Below are 14466 nucleotides of genomic sequence, written 5' to 3'. Positions count from 1 at the left end.
GAAAAAACCTTCCGCCACCGGTTAGGGGGTCGTTAGCGGGTTCGCACCGGTTTACGCCGGAAGCGCTGCATTAAAGGCCGTCAGCAGGCTTTGGGTGATGCTCCGGTGCAGTTCATTGACCTGGGCGTCTTCCAGCGTCCGGGTCGTTGAGCGGTATACAAGCCGCACTGACAGGCTTTTGTGCCCCTCGGCAATGGGCGGTCCGGAGTAGACGTCAAACAAAAATACGTCTTCAAGCCATTGGGTTTCCGCCTCCCGAAGATGATCGAGGATTTGTCTGCCTTCCACGTCCTGGTCGACAATGATCGTAATGTCCCGGGTAACGGCCGGAAATTTCGGCACCGCAACAAATTGGGTGGCTTCGGGAACAATCGGCACCAGGGCTTCCATGTGAAGTTCAAGGGCGAAGACCGGCTGGCGGATATCAAATTTTTCCAGGACAGCAGGCCGGATTTCCCCGATGATTCCGAGGAAAGTGTCTTTGCAGCGAATCTGGGCGGTTTGTCCCGGCTGGGTATAGCTGCAGGCTGATGCGGGCAGTGCTGAAAAATCCCCGTCTGCTATGCCCAGGGCGGCCAGCAGAGCCTCGGCCACGCCCTTTAGGTCATAGAAATCGGTTTCAATCGGTTTGGTGTGCCAGGTCAGGGGTTTTTGCAATCCCGTCCACAAGGCGGCCAGCATTTCAATTTCCCGGGGAAGGGCGCCGGGTTGTGTGTGATAAAAAGCCTTGCCCTGTTCAAAGAGCTTCAGTGTTTTTTCCTGGCGGAAGATGTTTTTCTGCACGGTTTCCAGCAGAGCCGGGAGCAGGCTGGTCCGCATAACGGACTGATCTTCGGTCAATGGATTTAAAACAGGCTCTGTCCGGCGTCTGGGATCGTCTTCGGGCAGCAGCATGTGATCGGCCGCGCTATGACTGATAAAACTATAGTGAATGGTTTCATGAAACCCGAATCCTTCCATACGGTCGCGTATTTGTTCACGGACTCTCAGGGACTTTCCGGGCGCCTCGGCCTGGGCGGTGATTCCGGGAAATGTGGTGGCAATGCGGTTGTAGCCCCAGAGCCGCGCTACTTCCTCCATGAGGTCTTCGGGCCGGAAGACATCCACCCGATAGGAAGGCGCCGTGACTGCAAGCTGGTCCGCATCCACGGTTTGAATTTCAAAAGCCGCGCTTTGCAGCAGGTCCGTGATTTCAGCCTGGCTCAGCCCGGTTCCCAGATGCTGGTTTGTCCGGCGGATGCTCAGCCGGATGGGGGATTTGGCCGGCGGCCGGGGGTGTTCATCTATATAGGAGCCGATCAGTTGGCCGCCGCCGAGTTCGGCCATGAGCACGGCAGCGCGCTGGATGGCGTACACGGTGCCGTCCGGATCCACGCCCCGCTCAAACCGGTATGAAGCATCCGTTGAGATGCCGAGCCGCTTGGCGGTTTTGCGGATGGAAACCGGGTCAAAGAAGGCGCTTTCAATAAGCACCCGGCTTGTGGTCTCCAGAATTTCTGAGTTTTCCCCGCCCATGACCCCGGCAATGGCCACGGGTTTTTTCCCGTCGCAGATCAGCAGGGTATCGGCGTCAAGCGGCCGGGATTTTTCATCAAGTGTTGTAAATTCGGTTTCCGTATCCGGGGTGCGCACAACGATGCGTTTTTCTGCAAGCCGGTCAAAGTCAAATCCATGCAGGGGCTGGCCGGTTTCCATCATCACGTAGTTGGTGATATCCACGATATTGTTGATGGGCTTTAAACCCACGGCCCGCAGCCTGCGACGGAGCCATTGCGGGGAAGGCCCCACAGTGATATCCGATACCAGCCGGGCCGCGTATCTGGGGCAGAGTTCCGGGTTTTCAATGGTCACGGAAGTCTGCTGGGCAATATCGCCGGATACCGGCAGGAAGGGGATTTCGGGCAGATGCACTTTTTTCCCGAGCAGCGCGGCGATTTCACGGGCAACACCAATATGGCTGAGGCAATCGGGCCGGTTGGGCGTCAGGCCGATTTCAAAAACCGTGTCTTCCAGGCCAAGGGCCCAGGCAACGGGCGTGCCGGCAGCATGTTCCGCCCCAAGGTTCATCAGCCCGGAGGCATCTTCGCCCAGGCCCAGTTCGCTCTGGCTGCAGAGCATCCCCTCGGAGGTCTGACCGCGGATGCGGGTTTTCTTGATTTCCATTCCAGAGGGCAGGATTGTTCCCACCGTGGCGCAGGGCACGTACATCCCGGCGGCGGCATTGGGGGCCCCGCAAACGATTTCCAGGGTTTGTGATCCCGCGTCCAGCCGGCAGCAGGAAAGCCTGTCTGCATCCGGATGCGGCCGGACCTCGATAATTTTTCCCACAACAACGCCGTCGAGATGGGAATGGGGCCGGACAACAGCCTCCACTTCCAGGCCCGCCATGGTCAGCCGGTCTGCAAGGGCGTTTTCGCTGATATCAATATCTACATATTGCTGTAACCACTCCAGGCTGACCTTCATTTCAAAACTGCCTCAAAAAACGGATATCGTTTTCAAAAAACATGCGGATGTCGTTGATGCCATACTTGAGCATGGCGATGCGCTCCACGCCCATGCCGAAGGCAAATCCTGAATACCGGCTGGTGTCATAGCCGACGTTTTCAAACACGGCCGGATGTACCATTCCGCATCCCAGCACTTCGAGCCATCCGGTATCCGAGCAGACCTTGCAACCCGTTCCCCGGCAGATCACGCACTGAATGTCGACCTCGGCGCTGGGTTCGGTGAATGGGAAAAAACTGGGCCGGAAACGCACCCGGATATCCGGATCAAAAATCTGGTGGACAAATGCGGTTAAAATGCCTTTCAAATCCCCGAAACAGACCTGCTCATCCACCAGGAGTCCTTCCACCTGGTGGAACATCGGCGTGTGGGTCAGGTCCGAGTCACACCGGTATACCTTGCCCGGGGCAATAATGCGCACCGGCGGCTGGTGGGCTTCCATATACCGGACCTGGATGGGAGAGGTGTGGGTGCGCAAAACCACATTGTCCGAAACATAAAATGTGTCCTGCATGTCCCGGGCCGGATGATTCGGCGGGATATTGAGCGCCTCGAAATTGTAGTAATCCGCTTCTACTTCCGGGCCTTCGGCGATGCCGAATCCCATGCGCTCAAAAATCCGTGCGATGGTCCGGGTTATCCGGGTGATCGGGTGCAGACTGCCCACGGGCGAGGGCCGGCCGGGAAGCGATACATCAATGGCCGCCCGGTCATCTTCCCCGGATGCGGTCAGTTTTTCAAGTGCATCGGAAAAAGCGGCTTCCAGCTCTTTTTTGACTTCATTGGCCCTTTTACCGGCAGCGGGCCGCTGCTCTGCGGGCAGGCTGGAAATATTGCGCAAAAATGCTGTTACCCGTCCCTTGCGGCCCAGGTAGGCAACCGACAGGGTCTGGACTGCATCGGCATCTTTGGCGGCCTGAAGCTCAGACAGGGCTTGTTCTCGGATCTCTTCGATGGAGGCGTTCACGCTGCATCACCCGCGGTTTTTTCCGTCAGATCGCATGGTTAAAGCTGGGCTGAAGCAGTCTGCGCCAGTTGGGAGAACGCATAGGGATCAGATACGGCCAGTTCAGCCAGGACTTTGCGGTCCAGTTCAATATCCGCACGCTTGAGTCCGTTGATGAATTTGCTGTATGACAGATTGTTCATGCGCGCGCCTGCATTGATTCGAACAATCCAAAGGCGTCGGAAATCCCGTTTGCGGACCTTGCGGTCCCGATACGCGTAGACGAGCGCCTTGTCCACGGCATCGGCAGCGGTGCGGTACAGCTTGCTTCTGCCGCCCTGGTATCCTTTGGCCAGTTTCAGCACTTTTTTACGGCGTTGTCTCGCCTTATATCCTCTTTTGACTCGCATGGTGAAACTCCTTTGCCTGCACCTTGTTATCCGTACGGAAGCATCCGCTTGACGGCTTTGCGGTTGGTTGCATCCATAACCTGCTGTTTTCTGAGCGCTCTTTTGCGTTTCCGGGTTTTCTTGGTCAGAATATGGCTGGCATGGGATTTGGCAAACATGTATTTGCCTGAACCGGTGCGCTTAAACCGCTTGGCTGCCGCGCGGTTGGTTTTGATTTTCGGCATGATGGCTCTCCCTTAAAAACAACATCGATTTTAAACAAAAATTTTCATTAAAGCAGAAATGGTTCCGCAACAATGCATAAATTTTAGAAACAACAAAATATGCAATATCTTTTCAGCCCAGTCAATAAAAAAATATAAAGCGAGGGAAACACGTTTCCCCTCGCTTATCTGCCGGGTTCTGCACGAAGCTACACGGGCGGCTGCCAACGCTGATGGTGCCGTAAAAAGTCCAATATCTGCGTTACGCGCAATTCCTCAGAATTTCACGTACGGCTAAGTACGCTGCATTCTTCAAAATTGCGCAAGCCTTGATCTTGAACTTTTTACGGCACCATTTGAAATCAGACTTTTTACGGTGCTGCCAACGCTGATTTTCAAAAAAAGCCGGCTTGTTTTGTTTATCTGGGGCCCAGAAGCATGGTCATGGTTCGGCCCTCCATTTTGGGGTACTGTTCCACTGTGGCAAACTCCGCTGCCCTTTCGGCAACCTGTTCAAGCACCCAGCGACCCCGTTCGGTCATTGTGATCTCGCGTCCCCGGAACATGACCGTAACCTTGACCTTGTTTTTCTTGCTGATGAATTTCTCTATGTGTCCCAGCTTGATATCCAGGTCATGGGTGTCGGTTTTGGGTCGCACCTTGATCTCTTTGACCTGCAGGGCCGCCTGCTTTTTGCGGGCTTCCTGCTGTTTTTTGTCCTGCTGGTACCGGAAACGCCCGTAATCCATGATTTTGCAAACCGGCGGGTTTGCATTCGGGGAAATTTCCACCAGGTCAAGCCCGGCATTTTCCGCAGTGGAAAGCGCGGTGGAGATGGGCAGCACTCCGAGCTGGTTGCCTTCTGCATCGATTAACCGCACATCTCTGGCTTTGATTTCGCTGTTGATGTTCACCCGTTTGTCGTTGGTCTTTGCCTTGGCTATTTGGCACCTCCCTGAAAAATATACCTGTTTGTCCCTTGTTTCTGCCGGCGGTCCGGAGGCCCCGGCCTGTGTATTTTGAGCAAAAATGTATAACACACTGATTTCAAGATGCAAGGAAAAATAGTTACAGGACCGGGTTTTTTATCAAAAATCCATTGATCCTGCAGGCGAAAATGCATATGGTTGGGGCGTTTATTTCAGCAAAAAGAAAGGCCGGTTTTATGGAAGAGTCAAACACGATCCGCCCCGTAGATATCGACGCAGCCTTTGATTTTATGTGCGGTCCCCATGTTGCGTGTTTCAATGCCTGCTGCCGGGATCTCAACCAGTTTTTGACGCCCTATGATGTGCTGCGCCTGGCCCGGCACCTGGAAATGTCCACGGGTGAATTTCTTCGGGCCTATACGATCTCTCACGACGGCCCGGAGACCGGGCTTCCCGTGGTGGGGCTCAAACCGGCCGCCGGTGATGAGAAAAAATGCCCTTTTGTGACAGACCAGGGCTGCCGGGTATATGAAAACCGCCCCGGCTCATGCCGGATGTACCCGCTGGCCAGAATGCTCCGGCGATCCAGGCAGACCGGGCAGCTTGCCGAAAGTTATGTGCTGATTTGCGAGCCGCACTGCCGGGGTTTTGATCAGGGCCATCCGGTTACCGTTCGGCAATGGATCCGTGATCAGGGGCTGGTGCCTTACAATCAGGGAAATGATGCCATGATCGGGGTGATTGCCGTAAAGCAGCAGCATTTTCCGGGGCCGGTGAAAGGAGAGCTGGGAGAAAAGCTTTTCATGAGTCTCTATGACCTGGATGCCTTCAGACATGCGCTTTACGGTCCGGTTGGCGCTGACTGCCGCCGTATCGGGATACCCTCAGAGGCGATAGACGGGCAGGACGATGACCAGTTGCTGGAATTTGCTCTTCAATACGCCGGGCAAATTCTGTGTCATGCCCAGGGGTATAGCGCCGGCGCCGATTCGGATTCCGGGGGTGAAATGCCATGGACTTAGATGGTAAAACCGCCCTGGTGCTCGGCGGCATCAAGGGCATTGGCAAGGCCGCGGGCCTGGCTTTGGCCCGGCACGGGGTGCGGCTGGGACTGACCTGGTATGACTGGGAGGAATCCCTGGATTCCATGCAGCGCGACTTTGCCGCCATTGGCACGCCCCATCTTATCCAACGGGTAAACCTGCTGGAGACTTCGGCCATTGCCCCGTTTGTTCACCGGGTGGCTGAACATTTCGGCGGCATTGACATTTTGATCAACAATATTGAACGCGGCGGATGGCCGGTGGTCCATGGCCCTTATACACAGCAGCAGTGGGATCTGGAGATGGCCACCACTTTGCGGGCCAAACAGTGGGTCTTTGAGGCCGCCCTGCCGCACCTGAAAAACAGCGGCAACGGCTGCGTGATCAATTTCTCCTCCATTGCCGGCCTGGTGGGCCGTAGCGGACCGGCCAGCCACCTTTTCAACGAGGGCTATTCAGCGGCCAACCGGGGCGTTTCCCTGCTCACTGAAACCTGGGCCCGGCTGGGTGCCCCCGAAGTCCGCGTCAATGAGCTGATGCTGGGCATTTTTCAAACCCGCCACGCCCAGGGGACCCGGGGGTGGGGGCTGCTTTCGGAAAAACAGCACCAGGCCATAATTGACCATACCCTGCTGGGCCGGACCGGCCGCACCGATGACGTGGTCCGTGCGGTGTTGTTTTTATTAAAGGATGCGCCGTATATGACCGGTTCGGTGATCCGGCTGGACGGCGGCTATGTTCTGGGCGGCGAGCACGTGGCCCCCATGCCCGAGGGTGTGGTATAGCAAGTCGGGTTTTGACAAGATGAAGCGTACTGCCTGTTAAAAAGTTTAAAAATATTTTATTAAAACAAGGAGTGCAATAATGGAGACCGAAGAACAAGCCGGGATTCCGCCGGTAAAACTAACCGCCAACAGCCGGTTTCACTTCCGGTGCCACCCGGAGATTTCCTGTTTTACCAAGTGCTGCCGGGGGATTAACATCATGCTGACCCCCTATGATATCGTGCGGTTGAAAAATCGCCTGGAGTTGAGCTCAGAGGACTTTCTGGCCATTTACACCACTCCGCAGCTTCTGGAAAAAACGGATTTGCCGGTTGTGACCCTGCGCATGCTCGATGATCAGCCCGGAGAACCGGTTTGCCCCTTTGTCCGGGAGGACCAGGGATGCATTGTCTACGAGGACCGGCCCACCACCTGCCGCTATTATCCTCTGGGCGTGGCTTCCCTGAGCCATAAGGATGAAGCCGACGAGGGTTTTTATTTTTTTATTAACGAGCCCCACTGCAGGGGCTTTGAAGAGGATGCGGAGTGGACTGTTGACCAGTGGCGAAGTGATCAGGGCGTGGATGTTTATGACCGCATCAATGCCCCGTGGACTGAACTCATCGTCCGGAAGCGCTCCATACCCGCCAATATCCGTCTGACCCAGAAAACCAAGAACATGTTTTTCACGGCCAGTTATGACATCGACCGGTTCCGGCGCTTTGTCTTTGAAAGCTCGTTTTTGGATGTCTACGAAGTGGATCCGCAAACCGTTGAAAAAATCCGGTCTGATGAACTGGAGCTGTTAAATTTCAGTTTCAGGTGGCTCAAATGGGTGCTGTTTCAGGAGGGTGAGGAGTTTGCCATCAATCAGCAAGCCGCCGAGGCCCGCGGAAAACGCAGCTGAATCAGACAATCAGTTTGAAACCCCAAACCCCGGACATGCAGGGGCGGATCCATGGGTCCGCCCCTGGAGAAAAAAGGGATGTACATCAAATTTAATAGGTCTCGTAGGTCAATTCCGCCAGAATGCCCGGATCATTTAGCCGCTGGTCGATGTCCACCCCGAAAAACTCGGCCGCAGGCCGGAGGATATGGGGATTTTCCGTGTGTACCCGGCGAGCTGCTGCCAGCACCCTGTCCATCCCGGCCCGGGTCATTTTTCCCAGGGGCCGGCGGCAGGGACCTGCGGGCATCCCCAGGATTTGCATCAGGGTCTTGACCGGGACCGGATTGCGTGACCGGCAGACCACCTCGCCGTGGGGCGTTTTTTCCGTGGTTTTCACCGAAACCAGGTCAAACAGGGGTTTTAAGGCATCAAACTGGATTTTCGCCGCTTCAGTGTCCCCGGCGAGAAGGGAGCTGATCATTTCCGTTACCGGGCCCGGGGCAATATTGGACATCACCGAGATCGCCCCGTCGCCGGCGATGGTTTTATCTGCCATCATGTCATGGGTGATGCCGTCATCGCCGGAGAGAATCAGATAGGTGTCCCCGCAGCACTGCCGGGTCCGGCGCATGTTCTCCAGGCTGCCGGTGGCCTCCTTGACGCAGCTGACATTGGGATGCTCCTTATAAAGGATGGCAAGGTCTTCTGCAAACATCTGGGCGCCGGTACGGCCCGGTATGATGTAGGGGATTATGGTGGTGTCCGGGTAGGCCGCGGCCACCGGCGCGACGTATTCCCGCCGGATTTCCAGCGAGCTGGGACCGTTGTAATAAGGGTCCACAAGGAGTACGGCCTCGCACCCGGATTTTACTGCGTGCTTCGTGGCTTCCAGGGTTTCGGCGGTGTTGTTGCTGCCGGTTCCGGCAATGCAGATACAGCGGTCCCGGGTTTTGGCGGCAATGCGTTCAATTACGCTGATGTGTTCATTCCAGTTCAGGGTAGGGCTCTCACCGGTGGTGCCCACTGCCAGAAGTCCGGTAATGCCGTTTGCCAGTTGAAAGGAAACCAGTTTTTCCAGCCCCGCCTCATCAATTTCATTGTTTTTAAACGGCGTGATCAGGGCGGTATAACATCCAGGCTGCATAAATCCTCCTCTTGTGGCACATCTGAACCGATTCCCATTGCCGGGCAAATCCGAGGGCGGGCTTTGTGGTGCGCCGGATTGCCGCTGCGTTCACCGGACGATGTGATATTTATAATTTATAGGTAGTTATTGTTTAACATGATTTTTATTATTATGAATTTGGCAATCCCCTGTCAAATAAAAAATCGGTATTGGAGGCCAAAGCAAAGGGCCGGGGATTTTTCTTGACAATCTGTGCCGGCTTTCTTTAAGTTTCAACAGACAACGTTTATCTAGGGTTCCAGCTGTAAGAAAGCATGTAACGCACTGAGTTGTCAGAATCAGAAGCGTTCAAATACAAATTCAGAGGGGAGTTTTATGACGACCGAAAAAACAGTGGATCAATATATCGAGGAACAGCGTTTTGCCATCATGTCGAATCCGGAATGCAGCAACAGCCACTACAATCTGGCCACTGCCCTGCTGGGGCTGCGCAAATTCGACGAGGCCGAAGAAGAATTCAAGGAGGCCATCCGGTGCAGTCCCAATTTTGCCGAAGCCTACGTGCAGTTGGGCGGTATTTGCCTGCAGCGCGGTGATATTGACGGATGTCTGGCCTACAATCAACAAAGTGTGAAAGTCCGGGCCGCGTTTGCCGAAGGGTGGGGCAATATCGGTTTTGTGCAGATGCAGAAGGGCAAAATTGACGAGGCCATTTCCGCACTGGAAAAGGCCATCAAGTATAATTCCAATTTTATCCAGGCCTATGCCACCCTGGCCAATGCCTATCTTTTTGACGGCCAGGTGGACAAAAGCATTGCCGCAGGGCAAAAAGCCATAGAAATTGATGAAACGTTTGCCGTGGCCCACAACAACCTGGCCATTGCGTATCTGGAAAAAGGAGATACGGAAAAAGCCGCCCATCATTGCCACCGGGCGCAACAGCTTGGTTATGAGGTCGCTCCGGAGATTGTCCGGGAGATTGAAACCGCACGCGCCGTGTAGAGACAAATCCAAAGCAGCGCCCTTTTTTATTGACAATGCGGGCTGAATCATTTTATAAAAGAACCTTTTGTATTCCATAGTTGTTGATACGGACGGATGATGTAAGAAAGCAGTAAAAGGGTCTTATATCTGGATAGACACGTGGCTTAATTTTAATGAAAGGGAGGTATGACAATGGCAAAACATGAAACCCCCTTGCTCGATCAGCTGGAGAGCGGACCATGGCCGAGTTTTGTATCGGACATGAAGCAGGAAGCTGAGTCAAGGGCAAAGAATGCAAACAACATTAACTATCAGATCCCTGTGGATGTCGTCGAAGACCTGCTGGGCGTGCTTGAACTTTCCTACAAGGACGGGGAAACCCATTGGAAGCACGGCGGAATCGTGGGTGTTTTCGGCTATGGCGGCGGTGTTATCGGCCGTTATTGCGACCAGCCGGAAAAGTTTCCGGGCGTGGCGCATTTCCACACCCTTCGGGTCAACCAGCCCTCGGGCAAGTTCTACACCACTGAATACCTCAAGCAGCTCTGTGATCTGTGGGAGATGAGAGGTTCCGGCATCACCAACATGCACGGTTCCACAGGCGACATCATTTTCCTGGGAACCACCACCAAGCAGCTCGAGGAAATCTTTTTTGAGCTGACCCATAATCTCAACCAGGACCTGGGCGGTTCCGGCTCCAACCTGAGAACCCCGGCAGACTGCATCGGCGCAGCCCGCTGCGAATATGCCTGCTATGACACCCAGGATCTGTGCAACCACCTGACCCAGGAATACCAGGATGAGCTGCATCGGCCGGCCTTCCCCTATAAGTTCAAGTTCAAGTTCGACGGCTGCCCCAACTGCTGCGTGGCCTCCATCGCCCGGGCGGACATGTCCTTTATCGGTACCTGGAAAGACGATATCCGCATTGACCAGGAAGCCGTTAAGGCCTATGTGGCAGGCGAGCTCAAGCCCAATGCCGGCGCTCATGCCGGCCGTGACTGGGGCAAGTTCGATATCCAGAAGGAAGTCATTGACCTGTGCCCGACCAAATGCATGTGGTATGAAAACGGCAAGCTGGAGATCGACAACAAGGAATGCACCCGGTGCATGCACTGCATCAACGTTATGCCCCGCGCCCTGCGTCCCGGCAAGCAGACCGGCTGTTCCATCCTGGTCGGCGCCAAGGCACCAATCCTTGACGGCGCCCAGATGGGTTCCCTGCTGGTGCCCTTTGTGGAAGTCAACAAGGACAACGACTACCAGGAAATCAAGGATGTCATCGAAGCCATCTGGGACTGGTGGATGGAAGAGGGCAAGAATCGCGAGCGCCTCGGCGAGCTCATGAAGCGCCAGGGCTTCCAGAAATTGCTTGAAGTCACGGGCATTGACCCGGTTCCGCAGCATGTACAGGAACCGCGGCACAATCCGTACATCTTCTGGAAGGAAGAAGAAGTCGAGGGCGGCTGGGAACGCGACATCAATGAATTCCGCAAACATCACCTGCGATAACAAAGGGGGTTGAGCATGGCTTTTATATCTTCAGGATACGATCCCGAAAATCCGATGAAGGATCGGATTACCGATATCGGTCCGCGAAATTACGAGGAGTTTTATCCGCCGGTCATCAAAAACAACAAGGGCAAGTGGCTGTACCATGAAGTTTTGCAGCCCGGTGTGCTTGTGCATGTTTCCGAAACCGGCGACGAGGTATACACGGTTCGCGTGGGCGGTGCCCGCCTTATGAGTATTTCTCTTGTCCGGGAAATCTGCGAAATTGCCGACAAGCACTGCGGCGGTTATGTGCGCTGGACCACCCGTAACAACGTTGAGTTCATGGTTGACAGCAAGGACAAGGTCCAGCCGTTGATCGATGACCTGCAGGGCAGAAAGTTTGCCGGCGGTTCCTACAAGTTTCCCGTAGGCGGCACAGGCGCAGGTATTACCAACATTATCCACACCCAGGGCTGGATTCACTGCCACACACCGGCAACAGATGCATCGGGTCCGGTCAAGTCGGTCATGGACGAGGTCTTCGAGGACTTCCAGAACATGCGGCTGCCCGCCCATCTTCGGATTTCTCTGGCCTGCTGCCTGAACATGTGCGGCGCGGTCCATTGCTCGGATATCGCCATCCTGGGCTATCACCGCAAGCCGCCCATGGTTGACCATGAATATCTGGACAAAATGTGTGAAATTCCTCTGGCAATCGCCTCGTGCCCCACTGCCGCCATTAAGCCAAAGAAGGTGGAAGTCGGCGGAAAGACTGTCAACAGTGTCGAGGTCAACCAGAGCCGCTGCATGTTCTGCGGCAACTGTTACACCATGTGCCCTTGTCTGCCCCTGGCCGACAAGGAAGGCGACGGCATCGTGCTGATGGTCGGCGGCAAGGTGTCCAACCGGATTTCCGCGCCCAAGTTCTCCAAGGTGGCTGTGGCGTTTATTCCCAATGAACCGCCCCGCTGGCCTAAAACCGCGGAAACCATCAAAAAGATCGTTGAAACCTACGCAGCAGACGCCAACAAATACGAGCGCCTGGGCGAGTGGGCCGAGCGGATCGGCTGGGAACGGTTTTTTGAGAAAACCGGGCTGGAATTCACCCATCATCTCATTGATGACTTCCGTGATCCGGCTTACTACACCTGGCGCCAGACTTCGCAGTTTAAGTTTTAATAAAAACAGGATACCCAGCTGCTGGAAAAGGCGGTGAGGCTACAAAGGTGTTGCTGCGCATCAGCCAATGCGGATGCGCAGCAACCCGGCATTTCATTCAACCAATGAGGAAACAGACCAATGGCACTGGACTACGAAGAATGCAAGCAAAAGGTCCTTGATGGCATCGAGAAAAAATCCAAATCCAAGTCCAAGTTTTATTTCAGCGACCTGGCCAAGATGATGGACGCCAAGCCCCGTGAAGCCAAAAAGATTGTCACCCAGATGGTGGAAGAAGGCATTTTGGTGTTCTGGTCAAGCGGCAGCACTTCCATGTATGGTCTCAAAGGCGCGGGCAAGCAGTCCGCCGCTGAGCATGAAGAGTAAATCCATGGCAATACGCGGCATTGGGCAGGCCGCACTTGAAATTCGCTATGATTTTTTGAGCAAGCCTGATGGTTCCTGCCGGTGGGCTGGATAGCATTTGATGGAGCCGGCACAAAAGATTTCCCGGGTTCTGATTGCCGCCCTTCGGGGCGGCTCAGGCAAGACCGTTGTTTCAATCGGTTTGATTTCGGCCCTTGCCCGGCAGGGCTACATTGTTGCCCCCTTTAAAAAGGGCCCGGATTATATTGATGCAGGCTGGCTGGCTCTGGCCGCCGGCCGGACCTGCCACAACCTGGATCCCTTCCTTTTTTCTGATGTCTGTGTCAAAGCATCCTTTTCCAGGCATTCCGCTGATGCCGATCTTTCCGTAATCGAAGGCAATCGGGGTCTTTACGACGGCCTGGATGCCCAGGGGACCACCTCTACGGCTTCTTTGGCCAAGCTTTTGAATACACCTGTGATTCTGTGTGTTGACTGCACCAAGACCACCCGCACCATGGCCGCTATTATCCTGGGCTGCCTCCATTTTGATCCCATGGTCAATATCTGTGGCGTGATTTTAAACCGCGTGGCAGGGGCCCGTCATGAACGGATTTTACGCAGCAGTATTGAATCTCGCTGCAATGTTCCCGTATTTGGGGCTATTCCCAAGCTCCCCGGCCAGGATTTTCCCGAAAGGCACATGGGGCTGATACCCACCCCGGAGCACGCCCTTGCAGCAGGGGCGGTGGAGGCGGTGGCAAATGCAGTTTCATCCAATGTGGATCTGGATCGTGTTGTTGAGACCGCCCGCAAGGCTGCGGAAAACCCTTTTGCATCCGAAAGCGGCAGCAATGCCAGGCAGCAGGCCCGCGCCCCCATTTCCCTTTCCGCAGGGGACCAAGGGGAAACAGATGCGTTGTGTGATAAGAATCATGTGCGCATCGGTGTGATCCGTGATTCGGCTTTCCAGTTTTATTATCCGGAAAACCTGGCGGCCCTTGATGCCTTGGGGGCGGAAATCGTTAATTTAAGTCCGCTTTCGGATTCGGGTCTGCACGATGTCCATGGTCTTTATATTGGCGGGGGATTTCCGGAAACCCATGCCTTTCAGCTGGCTCAAAACATTGCTTTCCGCAATGCGGTCAAGGCTGCGGCGGATTGTGGACTGCCCATCTATGCCGAATGCGGCGGACTTATGTATCTTGGACAATCTCTTGTTCTGGAGGGCGAAACCTATCCCATGACTGGTGTTTTTCCCCTTGTTTTCGGGTTTTCCTCCGGGCGACCCCAGGGACACGGTTACACCATTGCGGATGTGGACGGACCGAATTTGTATTTTCCCGAAGGCACGCGAATCCGGGGTCATGAATTTCATTACTCCCGGGTTTTGGAATTTACGGGCAGGGAATCGGACATGGTGTTTTGCATGGAAAAAGGCCGGGGGATTGTCAACAAAAGAGACGGGTTATGTTATAAAAACGTGCTTGCCACCTACACCCATATTCACTGTCTGGGCATGCCGGGCTGGGCGCCTGCTTTTATAAAGGCTGCCAGAAACTATCAGCATCAGGCGCAAAAATAAGGAAGCAAAAAGCCCCGTAAAGCAACATTCTTTGCTTTACGAGGCTTTTTTTTTACTGGCT

At 54.7% G+C, this 14466-nt stretch carries 14 protein-coding genes; 8 read left to right on the top strand and 6 right to left on the bottom strand.

Annotation, left to right across the window (positions count from 1 at the left end):
* Positions 1-51 precede the first annotated feature (51 nt).
* The 5 genes from pheT to infC all read right to left on the bottom strand — a co-directional run bounded on the left by pheT (position 52) and on the right by infC (position 4981).
* Positions 52-2466 (bottom strand): phenylalanine--tRNA ligase subunit beta, encoded by a 2415-nt coding sequence (gene pheT / locus HNR65_RS00310; protein ID WP_181549456.1) that lies wholly within the window; start codon positions 2464-2466, stop codon positions 52-54.
* A 1-nt stretch (position 2467) separates the two neighbouring features.
* The gene (gene pheS / locus HNR65_RS00305) at positions 2468-3475 is read right to left on the bottom strand and encodes a phenylalanine--tRNA ligase subunit alpha (protein ID WP_181549455.1); all 1008 of its coding nucleotides are present in this window, start codon (positions 3473-3475) and stop codon (positions 2468-2470) included.
* 38 nt (positions 3476-3513) lie between these two features.
* Entirely contained in the window at positions 3514-3864 is a 351-nt protein-coding gene (gene rplT / locus HNR65_RS00300; protein WP_181549454.1) for a 50S ribosomal protein L20, read from the bottom strand.
* A gap of 26 nt (positions 3865-3890) precedes the next feature.
* The gene (gene rpmI, locus HNR65_RS00295) at positions 3891-4088 is read right to left on the bottom strand and encodes a 50S ribosomal protein L35 (protein ID WP_181549453.1); all 198 of its coding nucleotides are present in this window, start codon (positions 4086-4088) and stop codon (positions 3891-3893) included.
* A gap of 398 nt (positions 4089-4486) precedes the next feature.
* Positions 4487-4981, bottom strand: a complete 495-nt coding sequence (gene infC, locus HNR65_RS00290) for a translation initiation factor IF-3 (RefSeq protein ID WP_332308989.1) — start codon at positions 4979-4981, stop codon at positions 4487-4489.
* 251 nt (positions 4982-5232) lie between these two features.
* On the opposite strand from infC, the gene HNR65_RS00285 reads away from it, so the two are divergent.
* The 3 genes from HNR65_RS00285 to HNR65_RS00275 all read left to right on the top strand — a co-directional run bounded on the left by HNR65_RS00285 (position 5233) and on the right by HNR65_RS00275 (position 7710).
* Positions 5233-6018, top strand: coding sequence for a YkgJ family cysteine cluster protein (locus tag HNR65_RS00285; protein WP_181549452.1), 786 nt, complete (start codon positions 5233-5235; stop codon positions 6016-6018).
* Positions 6009-6824 carry an SDR family NAD(P)-dependent oxidoreductase gene (locus HNR65_RS00280; protein WP_181549451.1) on the top strand — a complete coding sequence of 272 codons (816 nt, stop codon included), beginning with the start codon at positions 6009-6011 and terminating at the stop codon, positions 6822-6824. The genes HNR65_RS00285 and HNR65_RS00280 overlap by 10 nt, the downstream gene beginning before the upstream one ends.
* A gap of 79 nt (positions 6825-6903) precedes the next feature.
* Positions 6904-7710: a YkgJ family cysteine cluster protein gene (locus tag HNR65_RS00275; RefSeq protein WP_181549450.1), complete on the top strand. Its 807-nt coding sequence runs from the start codon at positions 6904-6906 to the stop codon at positions 7708-7710.
* 91 nt (positions 7711-7801) lie between these two features.
* On the opposite strand, the gene dapA is transcribed toward HNR65_RS00275, so the two are convergent.
* Entirely contained in the window at positions 7802-8836 is a 1035-nt protein-coding gene (gene dapA / locus HNR65_RS00270; protein ID WP_181549449.1) for a 4-hydroxy-tetrahydrodipicolinate synthase, read from the bottom strand.
* A gap of 357 nt (positions 8837-9193) precedes the next feature.
* Here dapA and HNR65_RS00265 point away from each other — a divergent pair, with 357 nt between their 5' ends.
* From HNR65_RS00265 to HNR65_RS00250, 5 genes are all read left to right on the top strand, one after another.
* Entirely contained in the window at positions 9194-9820 is a 627-nt protein-coding gene (locus HNR65_RS00265; protein ID WP_181549448.1) for a tetratricopeptide repeat protein, read from the top strand.
* Positions 9821-9994: 174 nt separating this feature from the next.
* Positions 9995-11314, top strand: coding sequence for a dissimilatory-type sulfite reductase subunit alpha (gene dsrA / locus HNR65_RS00260; protein WP_181549447.1), 1320 nt, complete (start codon positions 9995-9997; stop codon positions 11312-11314).
* A gap of 15 nt (positions 11315-11329) precedes the next feature.
* Positions 11330-12475: a dissimilatory-type sulfite reductase subunit beta gene (gene dsrB / locus HNR65_RS00255; protein ID WP_220128231.1), complete on the top strand. Its 1146-nt coding sequence runs from the start codon at positions 11330-11332 to the stop codon at positions 12473-12475.
* Between the two features lie 120 nt (positions 12476-12595).
* Positions 12596-12841 carry a dissimilatory sulfite reductase D family protein gene (locus HNR65_RS17775; protein WP_220128229.1) on the top strand — a complete coding sequence of 82 codons (246 nt, stop codon included), beginning with the start codon at positions 12596-12598 and terminating at the stop codon, positions 12839-12841.
* 100 nt (positions 12842-12941) lie between these two features.
* Positions 12942-14405, top strand: a complete 1464-nt coding sequence (locus tag HNR65_RS00250) for a cobyrinic acid a,c-diamide synthase CobB (RefSeq protein ID WP_181549446.1) — start codon at positions 12942-12944, stop codon at positions 14403-14405.
* The last annotated feature ends 61 nt before the right edge of the window (positions 14406-14466 follow it).

Origin of the sequence: Desulfosalsimonas propionicica, from assembly GCF_013761005.1 — a bacterium.
Lineage (GTDB): Bacteria > Desulfobacterota > Desulfobacteria > Desulfobacterales > Desulfosalsimonadaceae > Desulfosalsimonas > Desulfosalsimonas propionicica.
This window is presented reverse-complemented; position numbering and strand designations above follow the sequence as displayed.